The organism is Alteromonas sp. ABM1_013, from assembly GCF_056160505.1.
In genome coordinates this window covers 74205-95007 of sequence record NZ_JBSWXH010000001.1, presented here as the reverse complement: position 1 = coordinate 95007, position 20803 = coordinate 74205, and the positions used below count along the sequence as shown (strand labels likewise).

Annotated in this window: 19 protein-coding genes; 11 read left to right on the top strand and 8 right to left on the bottom strand. The window is 44.5% G+C overall.

Features of this window, described 5'->3' with window-relative positions; all coding sequences use genetic code 11:
• Positions 1-4: 4 nt before the first annotated feature.
• A complete protein-coding gene (locus ACXAGK_RS00400; RefSeq protein WP_474853348.1) occupies positions 5-1420 on the bottom strand; it encodes an NAD(P)-binding protein in 1416 nt (471 codons plus the stop codon).
• Between the two features lie 124 nt (positions 1421-1544).
• On the opposite strand from ACXAGK_RS00400, the gene ACXAGK_RS00395 reads away from it, so the two are divergent.
• A complete protein-coding gene (locus ACXAGK_RS00395; protein ID WP_141151490.1) occupies positions 1545-2123 on the top strand; it encodes a TetR/AcrR family transcriptional regulator in 579 nt (192 codons plus the stop codon).
• Positions 2124-2174: 51 nt separating this feature from the next.
• Here the strand turns inward: ACXAGK_RS00395 and ACXAGK_RS00390 are convergent, their stop codons facing one another.
• Positions 2175-3650, bottom strand: coding sequence for a catalase (locus ACXAGK_RS00390; RefSeq protein WP_474853346.1), 1476 nt, complete (start codon positions 3648-3650; stop codon positions 2175-2177).
• Between the two features lie 510 nt (positions 3651-4160).
• Here ACXAGK_RS00390 and ACXAGK_RS00385 point away from each other — a divergent pair.
• Complete coding sequence (locus tag ACXAGK_RS00385; RefSeq protein ID WP_474853344.1) at positions 4161-4688, top strand: hypothetical protein; 528 nt, start codon at positions 4161-4163, stop codon at positions 4686-4688.
• Between the two features lie 36 nt (positions 4689-4724).
• Here ACXAGK_RS00385 and yghU read toward each other — a convergent pair whose 3' ends face one another.
• The 4 genes from yghU to ACXAGK_RS00365 form a co-directional block, all read right to left on the bottom strand.
• Entirely contained in the window at positions 4725-5582 is an 858-nt protein-coding gene (yghU, locus tag ACXAGK_RS00380; protein WP_474853342.1) for a glutathione-dependent disulfide-bond oxidoreductase, read from the bottom strand.
• A 280-nt stretch (positions 5583-5862) separates the two neighbouring features.
• Positions 5863-6120, bottom strand: coding sequence for a hypothetical protein (locus tag ACXAGK_RS00375; RefSeq protein ID WP_474853340.1), 258 nt, complete (start codon positions 6118-6120; stop codon positions 5863-5865).
• A gap of 307 nt (positions 6121-6427) precedes the next feature.
• Positions 6428-8119, bottom strand: a complete 1692-nt coding sequence (locus ACXAGK_RS00370; protein WP_474809073.1) for an NAD-dependent malic enzyme — start codon at positions 8117-8119, stop codon at positions 6428-6430.
• A 78-nt stretch (positions 8120-8197) separates the two neighbouring features.
• Positions 8198-10861 carry a penicillin-binding protein 1A gene (locus tag ACXAGK_RS00365; protein ID WP_474853338.1) on the bottom strand — a complete coding sequence of 888 codons (2664 nt, stop codon included), beginning with the start codon at positions 10859-10861 and terminating at the stop codon, positions 8198-8200.
• Positions 10862-10997: 136 nt separating this feature from the next.
• Between ACXAGK_RS00365 and pilM the strand changes: the two genes are divergently transcribed.
• From pilM to ACXAGK_RS00320, 9 genes are all read left to right on the top strand, one after another.
• Positions 10998-12065, top strand: coding sequence for a type IV pilus assembly protein PilM (gene pilM / locus ACXAGK_RS00360; RefSeq protein WP_474853336.1), 1068 nt, complete (start codon positions 10998-11000; stop codon positions 12063-12065).
• Positions 12053-12637, top strand: coding sequence for a PilN domain-containing protein (locus tag ACXAGK_RS00355; RefSeq protein ID WP_474853334.1), 585 nt, complete (start codon positions 12053-12055; stop codon positions 12635-12637). Before pilM ends, ACXAGK_RS00355 begins: the two co-directional genes overlap by 13 nt.
• Positions 12634-13245: a type IV pilus inner membrane component PilO gene (locus tag ACXAGK_RS00350; protein ID WP_474853332.1), complete on the top strand. Its 612-nt coding sequence runs from the start codon at positions 12634-12636 to the stop codon at positions 13243-13245. The genes ACXAGK_RS00355 and ACXAGK_RS00350 overlap by 4 nt, the downstream gene beginning before the upstream one ends.
• The gene (locus ACXAGK_RS00345) at positions 13242-13769 is read left to right on the top strand and encodes a pilus assembly protein PilP (protein ID WP_474853330.1); all 528 of its coding nucleotides are present in this window, start codon (positions 13242-13244) and stop codon (positions 13767-13769) included. The genes ACXAGK_RS00350 and ACXAGK_RS00345 overlap by 4 nt, the downstream gene beginning before the upstream one ends.
• Before the next feature lie 2 nt (positions 13770-13771).
• Complete coding sequence (locus tag ACXAGK_RS00340; protein ID WP_474853328.1) at positions 13772-15547, top strand: type IV pilus secretin PilQ; 1776 nt, start codon at positions 13772-13774, stop codon at positions 15545-15547.
• A gap of 269 nt (positions 15548-15816) precedes the next feature.
• Positions 15817-16332, top strand: coding sequence for a shikimate kinase AroK (aroK, locus tag ACXAGK_RS00335; protein ID WP_118490478.1), 516 nt, complete (start codon positions 15817-15819; stop codon positions 16330-16332).
• A 30-nt stretch (positions 16333-16362) separates the two neighbouring features.
• Positions 16363-17430, top strand: coding sequence for a 3-dehydroquinate synthase (gene aroB / locus ACXAGK_RS00330; RefSeq protein ID WP_474853326.1), 1068 nt, complete (start codon positions 16363-16365; stop codon positions 17428-17430).
• Positions 17431-17550: 120 nt separating this feature from the next.
• Positions 17551-19068, top strand: coding sequence for an SPOR domain-containing protein (locus tag ACXAGK_RS00325; protein WP_474853324.1), 1518 nt, complete (start codon positions 17551-17553; stop codon positions 19066-19068).
• 227 nt (positions 19069-19295) lie between these two features.
• Positions 19296-20180, top strand: coding sequence for a Dam family site-specific DNA-(adenine-N6)-methyltransferase (locus ACXAGK_RS00320; RefSeq protein WP_474853322.1), 885 nt, complete (start codon positions 19296-19298; stop codon positions 20178-20180).
• A gap of 75 nt (positions 20181-20255) precedes the next feature.
• Here the strand turns inward: ACXAGK_RS00320 and ACXAGK_RS00315 are convergent, their stop codons facing one another.
• Positions 20256-20453, bottom strand: coding sequence for a DUF2970 domain-containing protein (locus ACXAGK_RS00315; RefSeq protein WP_474809090.1), 198 nt, complete (start codon positions 20451-20453; stop codon positions 20256-20258).
• Positions 20454-20462: 9 nt separating this feature from the next.
• The gene (locus tag ACXAGK_RS00310) at positions 20463-20771 is read right to left on the bottom strand and encodes a hypothetical protein (RefSeq protein ID WP_039217648.1); all 309 of its coding nucleotides are present in this window, start codon (positions 20769-20771) and stop codon (positions 20463-20465) included.
• Positions 20772-20803 lie beyond the last annotated feature (32 nt).

The following is a 20803-nucleotide window of genomic DNA, read 5'->3' as shown; positions in this document are numbered from 1 at the left end:
CCTCTTAAAGTTGCCCGCTCGCTTTTAAGCTGTGTATGTAGGTCATCAGCTTTTGCATGGCAGGTACCGCAGCTTCTTTCAAACGCCCTAATACCTGCATTTTTTGCATATCGTCTTTTGCCACGCCGTGTACTATTTTTGAAAAGCCATCCAGCCGACAATGGTAGATCCACGCTTTAAGCGCTGAATCTTCACCCCAAATCTGCATATTTCGTAACATGGCGGCTGTCATTGGCAACCAATCGACGTCCCGATTAGGCAGCGGGACCACTTGTGTCAGCATCTGCTTTTGTTGTTCATCGCTGTAGGCAGCCTCAACGTGGGCAATAAGAGCCGCACTAAAAACAGGTTGATAGGCACGCACTGTTTGAGGGGTGATGGTGTCGCCATCAAACACCGCTTTCATCTCTAAATTAGTCAACGCTGAGGCAGAACAATCAATAACAAGGGCGTTATCCGGCATACTCCATGTTGTATTTTCAAATTGGAGTTTATCGCGGCTGATATGCTTAACCCGACCTTCCCTAACGATAGACGGAAGCGTTTGTAAAGCTTTTAGCTCCAATTCGCTCACCGTTGCGCCGTGGAACATACTCGGTCTTACTTCCTTATCAATGCGCAGTAAAACACCGCGCTCTTCCAATTTGTCGAACATATCTTCAATGGAAGTTGACGCAGCAATAGCTTCCATCTGATTCGCTTGCGCCCCAATAGAGTCGAAGAAGAAGTCATCCAAGGGTTGGGTATTTTTACGGTTAAGTAACCACGCATCTCGCGATACCACCCAATGGATGTTATTTGGGGCCACATGGTTTTCGAGCAGCCATAGGCAGGTATCAATACCTGTTTTACCACCACCGACCACCACGTAGTTATCAAAGCCTTCGATATTTTCAACCACGGTATTAACAGGCGTAAATGCAACATCGTTGTCGCGAGTAAAGCTTGGAGTATGGGTAAGTGGAATATTGGTATTTAAATAAGTGGCATCAACAATTTTCTTGTTCACGGTGACGTTATAGTGCTTGCCATTTAAGGTTGATACAAACTGTTTATTTCCTTTGTATTCGCAAAGCGGGTAATACTGCACACGACTTGAAGGTAAAAAGGTTTCATTCATGACCGCATCGAAATACGCGCTAACTTCTTGCCCTGAAGCTAACCCCATTAGGCCTTCATTCATTCCGCACTTGTCGATTACGCCCCGATTAAGCTCTTTTGAGCACACACCATAGAACGCTGAAGGCTGGTGTAGGGTGACGAAGGGGTAAGCGTAGTTCCAATGCCCGCCGGGCTTCGCATTTTTATCTACAATCAAAATGTTGGCGTTTGTTTCGTGGAGCAGTACATCGGCGAATGCCATCCCTACCGCGCCAGCGCCTACAATCAAATAATCGCAGGTTAATTGCTCAGTTTTCATATATAGTGTCCTTATGAATAACCTGCGGGCAGGCAGGTTAAGTGTTAAACCAAGAGATATAACAGCGTTATTAACCCACTCTACATAACGGTGTTATATTGCGCAACATGTAAATGATGTGTAAATGAAAAAAGATACCCGACAAAAGATCTTAGATGCTGCTTCAGCACTGTTTTTAAAAGGCGGTACAAATGCGCTGAGCGTGCGTGCTATAGCCGAAGGCGCTGGTATGTCTACTATCGGCATTTATAGCCATTTTAAAGGTAAGCAGGGCATCCTAGATGCGCTCTATATTGAAGGTTTTGGATTGGTAGAGCGTGAAATGTTGGCGGCGGATGGCAATACTGCGGCGGAAAAAGTGATTAATGGCTGCGAGCGTATTTTAACGTTTTCAGAAACTCACGCGGCTCATTATCGACTAATTTTTGCTTCTAATTTGAAAGACTATACGCCATCGGATGAAGCTATCGAGGCAGGTGAAAAAGCGTTTATCACGCTAACTAAGCTTACCGCGGCGCTGATTAAAAAAGATTTGTCTGTCGAAGAAAAGCAAGATGTGGCTATGCAGGTTTGGGCGCTAAATCACGGGTACATTACCTTAAACCAGCACGAAATTAGCAACCGCATTACTTGGAACAATTGGAAAGAACGCGCACTTCAGGCCATTCGCTTACACGTTTACGCCCTAGTCGCGACCCAGTAACAAAACGGGGTCAGAGTACATTTTCCAAAATTAACTCTGACCCCATTTACTTTATCTGCTGGCTACCGCCTTTCTAACACGAGCCCCGTAGTCACTATCTGCTAAGTCGTATTGAACGAACATGGCTTCTTGAACATCTTGAGTCGCTTGGCTTAAACCATCAGCGATATTGTTTACTAACTGCTGCTTTTGATCTTCACTCATAATGCGGTACAGATCACCTGCCTGAGAGTAGTTGTCTTCATCACGGTTATCATAAATGTCTAACCATGCATCTTGCTCTAATGGCATCGGTGGCTCTTGTACCTCTGACATTTCAGCAGGCTCACCAATTCGCGCTCGATTATTCGGATAGAAGTTTGCTCCACCTCCCGCAAGCGCTGGGTTGATCCCTGCAAAAGCGCCATCTCGCTGATAATTGTGTACTGGACAACGTGGTGCGTTTACCGGTATCTGGTTGTAGTTTGCACCAATGCGGTATCTGTGCGCATCTTGATATCCAATTAATCGTGCTTGAAGCATTCTGTCTGGCGACGCACCAATACCCGGTACCAAATTGCTCGGCGCGAACGCTGCTTGCTCAGTTTCTGCAAAGTAGTTATCAACATTGCGGTTCAACTCCAACTGTCCTACTTCAATTAATGGGAAGTCGCTGTGCGGCCATACTTTGGTCAAGTCAAACGGGTTGATATGATAATTACGAGCTTCCTCTTCGGTCATGATCTGCACGTTTACTGTCCACGTTGGAAAATCACCGTTATCAATACTTTCAACAAGGTCTTGTTGCGCACCAAAGGCAGGCATTTTCGCTGCTTCTTCGTTAGTGAGTGTTTTAATACCTTGATTAGTTTTAAAGTGCCATTTCACCCAATAGCGCTCACCTGCGTTATTCCAAAAGCTTAAAGTATGTGAGCTATAGCCATTCACGTGGCGATAGGAAAGCGGAATACCGCGGTCAGACATCAAAATTGTTGATTGATGTAATGACTGAGGGTTGTTTGCCCAAAACTCATATACCGCCTGCGGATCTGGCAAGTTAGTACGTGGGTTCTTCTTCTGGCTGTGTATGAAGTCAGGGAACTTAATGCCGTCTCGCAAGAAGAATACGGGCGTGTTGTTCCCCACCATATCCCAGTTACCCTGTTCGGTGTAAAACTTCACAGAAAAACCACGTGGGTCACGGGCGTAATCACTTGAATCTTGACCACCACCTACCGTAGAAAATCGCAAGAACACATCGGTCTTTTGCCCTTCTTTTTGCAAGAAGTCGGCAATAGTATAATCAGACAAACTTTTAGTTAGCGTAAACGTACCATATGCTGCGCTGCCTCTGGCGTGAACTACGCGCTCTGGAATTCGCTCGCGGTTAAAGTGCGCAAGCTTCTCGAACAAATAATGGTTGTCGAAAGTAACGGGGCCGCGAGGACCCGCGGTTCGACTTTGATTGTCATTGGCAACGGGCGCACCATTGCTAGACGTTAGCGTGGTAGGGTTTATAGCTGTACCTGAAAATGGACACTTACTCATTGCGAATTCCTTCTAGTTCTTTTCTCGCCCTCTTTTTAGCTTTACTAATTGTCTCGCCAAAACTGGGCATAACATAAGTAACCAACAACGTTTTTGTTAATCACCTTTTTCGTTTAAAAAGATAATCGCCGATTCATCTAAACAATTAAAGTAAACAAAATAGATAATGATAATCGTGTTTTTAAATCACGCTAAAACACTCGTTATCAGATGGAAGTTTTTACATATCCGTTTTTGCTATTGGAGCTTCGTATGACGAAGGTAAGCACCGGCGAGCTTTGTATGACTGGGAATAGCTGAAGCTATTTGTCGCTATTGTTTGGCATCTTAAAAGCTGGTGAAGTTTACAGATTCTATGGATTATTCAGCCCACGTGTAGACTATCTGAGTTCGACAGAAGCTATAAAGGGATAGAACAGAGCGAATTACTTTTTTGCAATAAAAGTCTAGACGTGTGCTTTTTTCGTAAATAAGAAACTAAATATTCGCAAACGAATAAGGGCTTGCACCATGACAAAGCCACTCATATTCATCACCGGTTTTATAATGTTGTGCATCATTGCCTTTGCGTCTTGGAATACCTTTGAAACGCTTTGGCGTATTAACAATAAAAACAACGAGTTAACTTTTATGGGCAGTTCAGGTTGGCAATGGCATCACAAATCAAAAGGGCTTCAAATTAAGCGAGTTGATGGCTATTTGCCGGCGCTGAGAAAAGTGTCCGAGAGTAAAGAATATGCATCACTCATTACCATTACCGAAAAGGGAGGGTACCGGGGTTTTGTATTTTTTGACCAAGACTGTGAAGAAGGCGCTATTGTCTTTGAACATGTAACTTACAGTGCGGCAGAAGCACCAAAACTTGAAGTGTTACACTGCCTGCATGGAAAGTTAGTGTATATGAAAAACTGGTCTGCAGCGCCTAACGAACGCTGGCGAGGCCGTGTGGGCAACTTTGAATTTAATGAGGCCCTGAATGAGTGGGATTTCACACCACTTCAACAAGCTTATCTTAAAAGTGTGGCAGAGCTCATTTAAAAATTGGGGTCAGAGTCCGGACTCTGACCCCATTATTTAGGTGTTGGCGAGGGCGTCGTCGATATCTTTTGCGCTGTGGCGGTTTGCTAGCTGGCCGTCATCGCCCCAGGTTTTGTTGACAATACGACCTCGTTTGACGCCTTCTCGTTGCTCTAGCTGTTCAGCCCATCGTACCAAGTTGGTGTACTCGTGTACTTGAAGAAACGTTGCTGCGTCGTATAGGTTGCCAAGCACTAAATTGCCGTACCATGGCCATATAGCCATATCTGCAATGCTGTATTCACTTCCCGTCATAAACTCATTATTTGCTAAGTGCTTATCTAGCACGTCTAGCTGGCGCTTAGTTTCCATAGTAAAGCGATTGATAGGATATTCCATTGGGTAAGGTGCATAGCTATAGAAGTGCCCGAAGCCGCCACCTAAGTAAGGCGCCGAGCCTACCTGCCAAAATAGCCAGTTGAAACACTCGGCTTTAGCATGGGCGTCTTGCGGTATGAACTTACCGAACTTTTCTGCCAGGTAAACCAAAATTGAACCGGATTCAAAAAGCTTGGTTTCTGGTGACGTTGTAGTATCGACCATTGCCGGAATTTTACTGTTGGGGTTTACGTCAACAAACCCTGAAGAAAACTGCTCGCCCTCACCAATATTTATAAGCCAAGCGTCGTACTCTGCTTCACTTACACCTGCTGCCAACAGCTCTTCTAGCATGATAGTCACTTTCTGACCGTTAGGCGTGGCTAACGAGTAAAGCTGCAAACCATGTTCGCCAATCGGACGATCCTTTTCGTGGGTAGCGCCAGACACAGGACGATTAATACTTGCCCACTTGTTACCATCATCTTCAGCTTGGGTCCAAACTTCTGGCGGTGTGTAGTTATCTTCTGTCGACATAGCAAATCCTTATAGTTTCTTTATTTATTAAGTTACTGCAATACATAGCTATTAAGAACAGCTTTTAAAGACTTATAGCTCATCACTGTCGACTAATAAACGGGGATATACGGTTACTGACATAAAAAAAGCCGCACTTTGCAGAGATACAAAGCACGGCTTTAACAATAAAAGGCGAGCAGTCCATTGCCCGCAAACTGGTACTAATCGATACCCACCGATAAGATTTAACAGCAGAAACGGTGGCTATATCGATAGCATGTAAACGTATAATTTCGAGTTACTTAACCTTGTAGTAGGCGTCAATTAGGTCGGATTCATCCAAGTAAACAAACATTTCACTTTGTTCATCAACAGGGCTTTTCGAAGCAGGTTCGATAGCTTTTTCCGTAGCCTTTACATCATGTGCTACAACATCAACATTAGTTGCATCACAAGCGGACAGTGTTGCAAGAGCTGCCATAACTAACGACGTAGAGAATGAGCGCTTAATAACTCGTGTGCAGAAAGGACTTACCTTGTTTTTTAACTTTGTCATCAATAACACCTCTTGCTCCTTTTTGTAACTGACAAGAGGTTTATCAATCATTGTGCCAATTAAAATTAAACTATAAATATCAACAATTTAATAATAACAAGGCAATAAAAGAAGTGGGAGGGATGAAGGAAATGTTGCGCATAAGCAACACCATTTTACATTGGTTAACGATTACTTCGCGAGGTGGATAAAAAGCAAACAAATTACGTTTGGTTATTTCTGTTAATGATAGAAAAGTAATGGAGAAAACCTAATTTATAGGCACAAAAAAGCAGGTTTCACCTGCTTTTTTAAAGTTTTGTGCAGATTAAATGCTTACCCGCTTATAAGGGCGATATTCAGCTTTCCAGAAGTTTCGCTCAATGCTGGCGCGCAGTGCGTCGTCAGACATTTCCAAGGCTAGCCCCTGCTCCATCGCTACTTTTCCTACTTCAAAAGCGATCTCACGGCTAATTTCCGCGATAGCTGCAAGTGGTGGCAATAATGAACCTTGACCGGTGTTGACTAATGGCGACGCTGCCGCCAGAGCATTACTTGCTGCCATTAGCATTTCATCGCTAATTAACTTCGCTTTTGATGCAACAACACCAAGACCAATACCAGGGAAAATATAAGAGTTATTACACTGAGCAATAGGGATGACATTGCCATTGTACTCAACAGGCTTAAACGGGCTACCGGTTGCAATAATAACCTCACCTTCGGTCCATTCAATTACTTGCTCTGGACGCGCTTCAACCTGGCGAGAAGGGTTGCTTAACGGGAAAATAATCGGCAGTTCGCAACCTTGCTTCATGGCACGGATAACTTGCTCAGTGAATAGGCCTGGCTGACCTGAAACACCAATAAGTACGTCTGGTTTCGCGCAGTGCATCACATCTAACAAAGAGGCGTAGTCACCGCTGAATGTCCAATCTGCCAAATCGGCATTCTTCTGCTGAAGTTTTTGTTGAAAGTCGCGCAAACCTTCCATGCCTTCAGTTACCAAACCAAAACGGTCAATCATAAACACTTGCTTACGCGCTTGTTCGTCAGTAAGGCCTTCAAATACCATTTGCTGAATTAGCATTTCAGCAATACCACAGCCCGCAGAGCCCGCCCCAACGAACACAACTTTCATGTCTCTTAGCTTTTGCTGCTTGGTTTTACACGCCGCCAGAATAGTGCCAAGAGTAACTGCAGCGGTGCCTTGAATATCGTCGTTAAAACAGCACACGTCGTTGCGATAGCGGTTTAATAGCGGCATAGCATTTGGCTGTGCAAAATCTTCAAATTGAATCATCACGTCAGGCCAGCGTCGCTTCACCGCATTGATGAACATATCAACAAATTCGTCGTACTCTTCCTGCCCTATACGCGGGTGGCGCGCGCCCATGTACATAGGGTCATTAAGCAGTTTTTCGTTGTTAGTTCCTACATCTAACATCACTGGTAAAGTATACGCAGGGCTAATTCCCCCGCAAGCGGTGTAAAGCGATAGCTTTCCGATAGGAATGCCCATACCACCTATACCTTGGTCACCCAAGCCTAGAATGCGCTCACCGTCAGTCACAACAATCACTTTCACTTTGCGCTTTGTCGCATTGCGAACGATGTCATCTAGCTGATGACGTTCTTCATAAGACACAAACAAGCCGCGTGAACTGCGATAAATGTCAGAAAACTGTTCGCATGCATCACCTACAGTTGGGGTGTAGATGATAGGCATCATTTCATCAATGTGCTTTTGAATCAGACGATAAAACAAGGTTTCATTGTTATCTTGAATAGCGCGCAGATAAATATGCTTGTTTAGTGCTTCGTCAAAGCTGCTGTATTGCATATAAGCACGCTCAACCTGCTCTTCAATCGTTTCATACCGTGGAGGCACTAGACCAGTTAAGTTAAAGGCCGCACGCTCACGTGCTGTGAACGCACTGCCTTTATTCAGTAGGGGGGTTTCCAGCAAAGATGGGCCGGCATGAGGAATATAAAGATATCGCTGTGAATCTTCTGACATTGGTTTTCCGATAATGAGTTCAGGGCAAATACATCGCCTTCGCCTAAAGCAGCACGCACACAGCGTGCTTTTTTATAATTAGAATATTTCTTCTGGCTCTGGCGCAGTTGTCTTGTCCTGCGTGGCTGGATCTAACACTTCGTCATCGCGAACGTAAGTGGTTGGTTCCGTACCTTGCAGGAAATATTCGAATAGTGTCGTATGGTCTGTACGTCTGGTCAACTTTCCACTGGTACGATCAATGCGAACACGCACTATATTCTCTGGTACGGGCATAGGCGTATGCGGTTTATTTTCAAGGGCGTGCTGCATAAATCTTATCCATGCAGGCTCCGCCGCTTTCGCGCCATCTTCGATACCAATCAAAGCGTTACCAATCCAGTTGAACTTCTCAGGGTCCTTATTAATCAAATTTTGATTACGTGTGGCACGTCCCAGTTGACGGCCCATATTGTCAAACCCAACCCAGGTCGTTGCCACCAAATCTTTATGGAAACCACTGAACCAGGTATCTCGTGAATCGTTCGTTGTGCCTGTTTTACCAGCAATATCGGTGCGCTGCAGAATATTTCGAGCACGCCAACCTGTGCCTAACCAATAGGTCTTTTTGCTCCAATTTCCATTTGCTCGAACAGCCGTACGCATCATCTCTGAAACTAAGAAGGCATTTTGAGCCGTAATGACCTGAGGCGCTATCGCTTTTTCAGTGTTTTCATCAAGGTCGGCGTCACCTAGTAAGATATCTTGGTTTAACTCAGCGGCTAGCAAGGCTTCAATATCCGCTTCTTCGTCTTCAGGCAGCATTTCTTGCTCGCTTTGGTTTTCGCAACGATTACATGCCCACACAGGGTTTGCTTTCCAAAGTTCATCGCCGTTTTCATCAAGTACTTTGCTAATGAAATGAGGGTTTACTAAGTAACCGCCGTTCGCGATGACCGACATACCTCTTACGACTTCAAGTGGGGTGTGTGAACTCGAACCTAGAGATACGGTTTCATCTAATGGAATGTCGTCTTTATTGAAACCAAATCGGGTTAAATAATCTGCCGTTTCTCTTAGACCAACACCACGTAGTAAACGTACCGATACCACGTTTTTAGATTTGCCCAAGGCTTTGCGCATTCTTATTGGGCCATCGTACTCTGCCGGTGAGTTTTGCGGTCGCCAAGCGACGCCGGTAGCGGCATTCCATTGGTTTATAGGCGCATCGTTTATAATTGACGCAAGTGTGTAACCACTGTCTATTGCTGCTGAATAAACAAAAGGCTTAATATTCGAACCCACCTGTCGTTTTGCCTGGGTCGCCCTATTAAATTGACTTTGGTAAAAGCTATAGCCGCCAACTACAGCTTCAACAGCGCCATTTTGAGGATTAAGCGCAATAAAGGCACCGCTTACTTCTGGAATTTGCGAAATACGCCACTGCCCTTCTTGCTGCCTGATATAAATTACTGCGCCTTCTTGGGTTACATCTGAGGCGGTTTTAGGGTCACTACCCTGCCTAAAATCCGTAATGTAGCGTCTAGCCCAATCGAGGCCGTCCCACTCTACCGTAATGGTTCTTCCATCAACGGCAAGCACATCGATTGACTGATCATTTACCTTTGTAACTACAGACGGTAATAAGGGTTTGATATGAGGAATTTCTTCAAGCACACGCATGAGTGATTCGTTGTCCCACCCTTCTCGTGTTGTTTTATTACTTACGTCAAAGCTTAAGGAAAGCTGGGGAATGACGTCATCTTTACCTTCTTGCTTAGGGATATCCCATAAGTACCCCAACGGGCCTTTATACCCATGACGCTCATCGTAATCATGAAGGTTTCTCACCACTGCGCGTTGTGCCGCAAGTTGCAGGTCAGACGTTGCTGTAGCGTAAACTTGGTAACCGCCCGTTTCCGCTTCTTCTTTCCCATAAATTTCGACCATTTCATTGTAAATGGTATCTGCTAAATATGGCGCATCAACTTCTATCTCGGCTCCGTGTTTCTTAGCTGTAACCGGCGCATTAGCCGCTTCATCGAACTGGGCTTTAGTTATGTATTCTTCATCTAACATTCGAAGAAGTACAACACGTCGACGCTCAACCGAACGCTCTGGGCCGCTTACAGGGTTAAGTACCGAGGGGGCTTTGGGCAGACCAGCAATAGTGGCAATTTGCGCTAAAGAAAGTTCGTCTAGCGGTTTGCCATAATACACCTGAGCAGCAGCACCAAATCCAAACGCCCTGTGCCCTAACTCAATTTTGTTTAGATACAGCTCTAATATTTCTTGTTTGGAAAGTTCTTGCTCCATATGCAGCGCAATGAAAATTTCTTTTATTTTTCGAACGTAGGTCTTTTCACGGCTCAGAAAGAACCCTCTTGCTAGCTGCATAGTTAATGTACTTGCGCCCTGACGCTTTTCGCCCGTAAGTACTAGACTTACTGCAGCACGTACAATACCAATGGGGTCAATGCCGTGATGTTCGTAGAAGCGGCTATCTTCAGTAGCCAGTATGGCGTCAATTAATTCTTGCGGAACTTCCTCAAGTTTTACCGGGATCCGCCGTTTAACTCCATATTGTGAAATAAGTTTTCCATCTTTAGTGTATATCTGCATAGGGGTTTGCAGTTGTACATCCTTAAGTACAGTAACACTTGGTAGGTCAGGTTTGATATAAAAGTAAATACCTACCAGTGCTGCAAAACCAAGAAGGCCTGATAGAAAGCTAAATAAAAAAAGTGGTTTAATGTACTTCACTGTAACGGATACCAAGACATTTTGTTGAAATGACGTATATTCTATACGTATGTGTTATCTGTAGAACCATACGCACAATACTAATAGAGTAATATTGTACTTTAGAGCAACTACCTTTGAAACTGGACACTTGTAAATGAAATCGCTGTTCAAAAAAAAGCTGCCGCCCATTGTGGGCTTAGACATAGGCACGCGTCAAATAAAAGCGGTGTGGCTAGAACAATCAAAAGACGGGTTCGTCCTTCAAGGGTATGCCTGCGAACCCATCTCAAAGATCGCTTTTTCAGAGCGAGATATTAAAGATTATGAATCGGTTAGCGTTGCGCTGAAAAAAATCCGTAAATCGTTAAAAACAAAGTTAAAGCTGGCGAATGTAGCAGTAGCGGGAACGTCTGTTATTAGCAAAATAGTCTATATGGAACCTGAGCAAAACGATTACGACCTTGAAAATCAAATTGAGATAGAAGCAGATAGTCTTATTCCCTACCCCCTTGAGGAGGTCTATTTAGATTTTGAAGAAATGGGGCCAAGCGCGACTCACACTGGTAAGGTCAATGTTTTATTAACGGCCGCTCATAAAGATCTCGTCGACAGTAGGTTGTTGCTAGCAAGAGAGGCTAACTTCGAGCCTAAAATTGTCGATATGGAAAATTACGCTATCGGTAATGCATTGGATTTTTTCCACGCTCCGCAAGCTGAAGATGAACCGCTTTGCTGCATAAATGTGGGCGCCTCGTTGCTTCAAATATGCGTGATTAAAAACGGTGATGTGATTTACACGAAAGAGCATGCATTTGGGCTTAACCAACTGATCAATGATATTAGTGCCATCCATATGGTCGAAAGAGAGGTGGCAGAGCGTCAGTTACTAGACGGGACGCTTTCAGGCAATTGGGTAGAAGACACCCTTCCCATTTTTGCAGCTAACCTTCAGCAGAATATTAACCGCGCTCTTCAGATGTACATGAGCACCTTGCATGCTGAGCGACCAAAGAAAATTCTGTTAAGTGGTGGCGCAGCGACCATCGAACCACTGGTAGACATTCTGAAACAAGACTTAGGCCTTGAAGTAGATTGCTTCAACCCATTTAGTAATATGACTATAAACCCAAAACTAGATACTGCACGACTTAGTAAAATTGCACCTCAGCTTGCAATAGCAGCGGGTCTGGCGAGCCGGAGCTTCACGCCATGGCACATGTAAATTTACTGCCTTGGCGAGAAAAGCAGCGCCAACATCAAAAGCAACAATACTTGGCAGGCCTAGTTGCGGTTGCTGCTATTGTGGGCTTAATTTTTTGGTTTATTGGTCAAGCTATCGACCAGCAGATTAATAATCAAAACTCGCGTAACCAATACCTTGAACGTGAAATAGCCGTGCTTGATGCGCAAATTGGTGAGATTAAAAAAGTAAAAGAAAGAAAGAGTGCGGTTGAGCAGCGTATGGCACTCATTGAGCAACTACAAGCAAACCGTAACGTGGCCCCTATTGTATTTGATGAGCTTGCCAAGCTGGTCCCCCAAGGTGTGGCTTTCGAATCTATGACAAGAACCAATAACATCATCACGATAGAAGGGATTAGCGACTCAAACAACCGCTTATCAGATTTTATGCGCGCACTAGATAATTCAAAAGTATTCGTGGGCGCAGAGCTTTCTACCATAAAATCTGACAGCAGCGCGGCTAGAGCGATTAGCAACTTTACGCTTACGTTTTCGATAAACCCGAACGTTGCTCCCTTAGAAATCGTAAGTAGTGAGGCGAAGGAATCATGAAGTTTGATGTCTCGAAACTAAAAGAACTCAACGAACTCGACTTTGAACAAATCGCAATTTGGCCGAACGAAGTCCGCATAGTTGTCGCTGCGTTTCTTGCCATATTGGTAGGTGCAATAAGCTACTACACCTTGGTAAGCCCTAAACTACCGATTATGGATGCCGCCGAGCTAAAGGAGCAAGAGCTGAAACTGCAGTTTGAGGCTAAATATCGCATTGCGGCTAATTTAGAAGCGTATGAGGAACAACTTGCAAAGATAAAAGAAGACTTCTCTTCCATGCTGAAAAGTCTGCCAACCAGTAACGAAACGCCAGGCCTGCTTGATGACATCACGTACGTGGGTACGTCAGCTGGGCTAACGTTTGAACTCCTTAACTGGCAACAAGAAGTACCAAAGGAATTCTACACCGAGCTTCCTATCGAAATGGAAGTAAGCGGAGGTTATCATAACTTCGGCGAATTCGTGTCTAAAGTAGCCGACTTACCTCGTATTGTTACGCTACACGACTTTGATATTAAGCGCGAAGTAGGCGGTTTATCTCTTAAATTACAAGCTAAAACCTATCGCTCTGAAAATGCTTCAGATATTGAAGGAGATGAACAATGATTCGTTCGCTTTTATCTCTTTTAATCGTATTACTTATAACAGGCTGTTCGCCTAAGCTTGACGATCTTCAGGCCTACACACAAAGTGTTAAGGAGCGCGCACAGCCTCAAATAGAACCCTACCCAGAATTCAAAACACACCCTCCATTTAGCTATACTGCAAGTACGCTTAGAAGCCCTTTCGACCGTCCGCGAAAAAATACGGCGCCGGTAGCTAAAGCAAGGGTAGAAAACTGTCTACAACCCAACTTTCAACGCACTAAGGAAGCATTGGAGGCTTATGGTGTAGATGCCCTTGCACTTGCTGGCAACTTTGCCGTTAAGGGGGAAAAGTGGGCATTATTAAAAAGCAACGATGGCGCGTTACATAAAGCTAAAGTAGGGAGTCGTATCGGGCTGTTTTATGGCAAAATTATGCAAATTAGCACCGACTCAATTACTATTGAACAATTATTACCTGATGGTGCAGGCTGCTGGCAAAGGAAAACAACAACAATGACTACAGCATCGAAGGCGGGAGAGTAAGCATGGCCGAACGATACATTTTTAATAAGTCTCTCACTCGAAGAGCACCTAGATGGTATTGGCTGGCTTTTGCTGTCGCTGCAATATTCTCATTTACTTTTTTGGTATCTCACCCCGTCAAAGCACAAGAGCCCCTACTGGTAGATCCCAACGCAAAGCAAAATGAAACGGCTCCCACTACTACGGTTACGAATATAGACTTTACCCAAGCGCCCAATAGTACGGCAGTAACCTTGGTGGAGTTCGTTGGTACAGCCCCAAAAGTACAGCTTATTGAATCGCAGGGAAAAGTGTCTCTTACGCTCACCAATACCGCTTTAGCTGAAGATCAGCTCGTTGAACTTAGCGTGGCCGATTTTGGCACTGTTGTTTCAACCATCGAAACCTTTGAAGATGAAAATGATGCACGTATTGAGATTAACTACTCTGGCCAAGTTACCGTTAAAAATACGGTAAAAGACAGTGTACTGCGCGTAGCAATTTCGCCGATGGACATCGAGCAACAAGAAGCGTTGGGCGCAGAGAAACAATACACAGGCGACCCGATTTCATTAGACTTTCAAGATGTTCCTGTAAGGCAGGTTCTACAAATTATCGCGCAGGTAAACGGTTTTAACCTTGTAACGACTGACACCGTATCAGGCAACGTCACTATTAGCTTATCTGGCGTGCCGTGGGACCAGGCGCTAGATATGATTTTACGCGTTAAAGGCTTAGACAAACGCTTAGAAGGCAACATTTTATTAATCGCGCCTGCCGAAGAATTGTCTGCACGAGAAACACAAGCGCTTCAGTCTAAGAAACAAGTGTCGGATTTAGCCCCACTACATACGGTAAATATTTCGGTCAACTATGCTAAAGCTACAGCGTTAGCCACTATATTGAAATCTACCGAAGGTGGAATCCTTTCCGATCGTGGCGGCGTTACCGTGGATGAACGAACCAATACATTACTTATTCGCGATACCTTAGCGTCTATTGATGAAGCTAGAAAAACCATCAATGCTTTAGATATTCCCGTGAAGCAAGTGCTGATAGAGAGTCGCATGGTTACTGTACTTGATGATGTTGACGAGCAGTTAGGCGTTCGGTGGGGCTTCAGCGACCGCCAGGATGATAACGGCGTATCAGGCACCCTTGAAGCGGCCGATACCATTGCCGGAGGCGTGGTGCCTAGCATTGATAACCGTCTTAATGTGAACCTTCCAGTGACCAGCGCAGCGGGAAGTATTGGCTTTCAAATTGCAAGTTTGGTAGACGGTACCATTCTCGATCTCGAACTTTCTGCGTTGGAATCAGAGAACAAGGGTGAGATTATTGCAAGCCCTCGTATTACCGTGGCTAATCAGCACGAAGCGTATATTGAACAAGGTACGGAAATTCCTTACGTTCAAGCGACGTCGAGCGGTGCAACATCGGTAGAATTCAAAAAGGCCGTGCTATCGCTTAAAGTTACTCCGCACATTACGCCAGACAATCGCATAATTTTGGATTTAGTGGTAACCCAAGACACGCGCGGTGAGACTGTGTCTACATCAACCGGTGATGCGGTAGCCATAGATACCCAGGAAATCAAAACCCAGGTATTGGTAGAAAATGGTGAAACTATCGTACTTGGCGGAATTTTCCAACAGACCAGTTCGGACGGCGTATCAAAGGTACCTTTATTTGGTGATTTACCTTTTATAGGCGCTTTATTTAGAAATACCTCGCAGCTTCAACAGAAGCGAGAGCTACTTATCTTTGTTACACCTAAAATTGTAACTGAAAGGCCATAAGTAAAATTTCACCTCCCAAAAAACGCGCATTTTAATGCGCTTTTTTTGTTTTAAGGCTTTTTTTGTAACTAAATTTACAGGTATACGCTATTTGTTAGTAACAAAACTTGCATCGCCTTGCATGAAACTGAGATAATCCCCGCCTCGAAATTTAAGCGAGGTTTAAGGAGTGGTGCTTATTGGACACTAAATAGGCACGAGTCAATGGGTAGGCTGGTAAGGCAACAGTGCACTGCCCCTAACATGATTAAGTTGTGATATAAGCAAATATGGCTGAAAAACGTAATATCTTTTTAGTTGGCCCAATGGGTGCTGGCAAAAGTACCATCGGTAGACATCTGGCAGACGAACTTCACCTAGATTTTTTTGATTCGGATCAGGAAATTGAGCGCCGTACAGGTGCAGATATCGCTTGGATCTTCGACTTAGAAGGCGAAGACGGTTTCCGCAATCGTGAAGAGAACGTCATTAACGATTTGACAGATAAGCAAGGTATTGTACTTGCCACTGGCGGCGGTTCTATTGTAACTAAAGCGGTGCGTAATCGTTTATCTGCTCGCGGCATTGTTGTTTACCTTCAAACCACAATCGATAAGCAAGTTGCACGTACACAACGCGACAAACGTCGTCCTTTGCTACAAAACGAAGATCCAGAACAAGTTCTTCGCGATCTTGCAGAAATGCGCAACCCGCTTTACGAAGAAGTAGCTGATTACATTGTTGATACAGACGACCAAAGTGCGCGTGCTGTAGCAAATCAAATTATCAGTAAAATCGGTCTATAAATTAAATATGTAATAGGAGGTGCTACGCCAATGTCAACCTTAACTGTGGAACTTGGAGAACGTAGCTATCCTATACAGATAGAGGCTGGGCTGCTTTCGCAACCCGGCCTTTTTAGTGCCTACATAAAAGGCCCGCTGGCGGTTATCGTAACAAACGAGACCGTTGCGCCCCTTTACTTAGAAACCGCTAAAGCAGCATGTGGTGACGTTCAAGTTGAAACCATTATTCTGCCCGACGGCGAACAGTATAAGAATTTAGAACAGTTCGAAGTGGTCATGACCCGTCTTCTCGAGCTTAATGCAGCAAGAGATACAACGCTTATTGCCCTTGGCGGTGGTGTGATAGGAGACCTCACAGGCTTCGTTGCAGCGACTTACCAACGCGGTGTACCTTTTATTCAAGTGCCCACTACCCTGCTTTCCCAAGTTGATTCCTCGGTAGGCGGGAAAACAGCGGTAAACCACCCTCTAGGTAAAAACATGATTGGTGCGTTCTACCAACCTGTTTATGTTGCTATCGATACCGACTCGCTGGCAACACTACCCCCGAGAGAATTTGCTGCTGGTATGGCAGAAGTTATTAAATACGGCATTATCTACGATGCACCGTTTTTTACGTGGCTTGAAGAAAACGTTAACGCACTTACGTCTCTTGATACTGAAATCCTTACCTACGCCATCTCTCGCTGCTGCGAAATAAAAGCAGATGTGGTTGCGAAAGACGAACGGGAAGGTGGTTTACGCGCCATTCTTAACTTAGGCCACACGTTTGGTCATGCTATTGAAGCTGAACAAGGCTATGGTAACTGGCTACACGGCGAAGCGGTAGCCGCTGGTACTATAATTGCTTGTAAAGCTGCTGAAGCATTAACATGGTTTGAAGCGTCAGAAACACGACGCGTGACAGCGCTATTTGAAGCTTTCTCACTGCCTATTGCAGGGCCTAGTAGCATGACGAAAGACGACTATGTTAAGCACATGAAACGCGATAAGAAAGTGGAAGCCGGCAGTATTCGATTTGTACTTCCTCAAGGCATTGGCAAAGCGGTTGTTACTAAAGACGTCACCGACGCCATCCTTACTGACATTCTCTCTTAATCAATCGCGTTCACGACAAACAGGCAGCGTGCTCTTTCATTATTCCCCAGACTTGGGAACTAATAACAAGGTGCGTTGCTAGACGAGTTTTAAAGCAACGTTGAATAAGGGCAAACTCCCATGCAAAGTGAACTGCATGAACGTTTGGAATATCTGGTTAACTATTCCTCTCAGCTGATCTTTGTCAGCGGTGAGTCTATTGCTCAACAACAAAAAACCCTTGAAGCCTTTGTCTTTCAACAGCACGACGATACCGAAATTGCGTATTTGACCGCGCAAGATAATATGGACCCTTCTGACTATCGTAGACAGCTTTGTCGGCAGCTGCTCGGTCAAGTAGTGGGAAGCTTTGTTCGTCCCCTCAATGAGTTACTTTCCGATTTGAATAGCCACGAAGGCCCAATTCTAATTGCTATCACCCAAGCCCATAACCTTCCTGATGCACTGTTACAAGAGCTGTGGGATTTGGTATTACAAAGTCGATTTGCTGGAAACAAACAGCATTTAAATGTGCTTTTATTTGCAAATAACGCATGGGCTGAGCGCGCTAAACAATGGCTTCCAGCTAAAAATACTGAAACACCGCTTATTATTAGCAGCCAGTCTGTGATTAGCGAGCAGCCTAATTACGAGTCAGATCTCGATAAAATGATAGCTTCCCGAAGAGAAGCGTTTCAGGCCCATTTAGAGAATAGACAACGTGAAAATACTAAGACATTTACTAACCCGCTAAAAACAAAATGGTTTTATGCTGGTGTAGCTCTGGTGTTTCTAGCCACATTCTCTGGCCTTATTTATTGGCAGTACGGTGAAAAGCTCGCATCAATTTTCTCTCCTATTAGCCAGCAATCTCTTGAATCTAATCAAACTCAGGTTGAACCGGGGTCAGCCTATAACAAGCTAATTGCTGACGGCAATGATGACGAAAGGCTTACTGCTGACGAAGAAAAAAGCAGAGAAGTCACCGCTGCTGAAATGCAAAGTGACGTTAGCGCACAAACTGGTAATGTGGAAATTGTCTCGACACCAAGTGCAGCACCTGAGCTAACCGGTCAATCAACCCTTGATAAGCCAGTGGAAAACGAAATAGCAGACAATGATTCGCTAATTACCGACTGGGAAAGCGCAGTATCATCATTACCTGATGCAGGTTCTTTGTCTGAAACAGAAGGCGATAATAGTAGTATTACTTCAAGGGCGCAAAGCAGTAACTCTTCCTCTGTCGAGGCTAGTCGAGGTGAAAGTACTGAGCAAACGGCTGCAGAGAATACACAAACAGCACTAACGAACACGCAAAGCACTGATACGGCGCTAAGCAACGAGAATGTAAACCAAACATCACTGCAGGCAAACCAATGGATTGACGCTAACGATTACGCCATTCAAATGCTAGCGATGAAAAGCGAATCGGTGCTCAATGCGTTCTTGCGTGAAAACAATCTTGTAGAGCAAACCCGCATTTATAAAACTGAACGCTACGGCGGCGATTGGTTTGTGGTTGTGTTCCGAGAAGTTTACCCCTCACTATCGCAAGCACAGAAAACTCGCGCAGCCTTACCTGAATATCCTGGCAAACAAAATGCGTTTATAAAACGAGGTAGTCAGATCCTAGCTGAAATAGAAACAGCGCAAAATTAGGCCATTTCGAAGTGAGAAACGCCTAACTAGTTCTGATAATTTAGCTAAATTCCACTCTTGCGACACTTGTTGGTTGTCCGTTTTACTGATGAAAGTTACAATCTACCTTTAGCGTGGTGATATCTGATACTGATCAGCATAAAAGTATAAAGACGACCCTTTCCCTTGGAACGGCGGCGCAAGGAAAAACCACCGTCTTCATTCCGTCTAGGTAGTAACGTTTAAGCATGATGCAGAAAAAGAACCGTGCCTTTTTAAAGTGGGCCGGTGGCAAATACAGCTTGGTTGAGCACATTCAGGCCAGATTACCGCAAGCTAACAAACTCATAGAACCGTTTGTTGGTGCTGGATCTGTATTTCTGAATACGCAATACAAACGCTACCTGCTTAATGACATCAACCCTGACCTCATTAACTTATACAACTTCTTAAAAGCCCAACCCGATGCGCTTATTAACGATGCGCGTGCGTTTTTTGACGGGAGCCGCAATGAAGAGAAGATGTACTATGACCTGCGTGAAGAGTTCAACGGCACGCAAGACGAATACTATCGCGCTATTCTTTTTCTCTATTTGAACCGCCACGGCTACAACGGTTTGTGTCGATATAGTCTTCAAGGTCGTTTTAATGTGCCTTTTGGCCGGTACAAAAAGCCCTACTTTCCAGAAGACGAAATGTTTGTGTTTTCTGAAAAATCACAAAAGGCCACTTTTACCTGCCTACCGTTTGAGAAGGTTTTTTCAAGGGCTAGGCGAGGCAATGTTATTTATTGCGATCCTCCATACGCACCTATTAGCAAGACAGCAGCCTTCACCAGTTATGCGGCGCGAAGTTTTGGGCAAGAGTCCCAAGAAAAACTGGCAGAATTGGCCACCCGAGCTTCTAAAAAACGCGGTATACCGGTTTTGATATCGAACCACGATTTACCGCTAACTCGTGCTTTATATCAAGGTGCAGACTTTAGCATGCTGTCAGTTAAACGCTCGATTAGTCAAAATGGTGCGAAGCGACAGCCAGTAGATGAAATATTGGCTTATTTCCCTCCCGTGAAAGTTGTTCCCAAGCGAAAAACACGCAAGAAAAAAGTAGCTCAGCCCTCTTCTGCTAAATAGTTATTGCGAGATAAAAGCTTAAAAAAAACAACGATTTGAAGCGATGAAGCGCTTTTACTCAGTGTGAGGGGGTTATCAGCCGTAGCCTGTATACCACTTTACAAACATGAAGAGTGATACGACAAATACCACGACTAAAATAACGCCTATAACAGCAAAGCTGATAAAGGTACCTTTAGTAAAGTCACGTTCATAATTTTTATGGCTTTGAACACCAAACAAACTTGCCACTACACTACCTAGAACTGACCAAAAACCAGTACCAGATTGCATAATATCCCCTTAAGAGTCGTTTGAAGGTGAAGTGAAATCCCGATTACCATCGTCGCTGTGAAGCAACTCTAGTAAATCTAAAAAGTGAAATTGAAAGGACGGTGATTTTCCTGCTATCCATGACAGCCAGCTAACCTCTTCAACTCCCTCTTGATGACGGGCGCATTGGTTTTGAATGTGGCTTGCAGGAAGCTTTGGATTAAACTCGGTAACAGGCTGAAATTCACAAACAGACGAGCGTGAGCTTGGCGGGTTTGTAACGGCCACGCTAACTAGGGCGACGGCTCCGCAAATCGCAAAAAAAGGAAGAACTTTCATCCTGAATACCCCTTACACTCGTTTAAAATTTA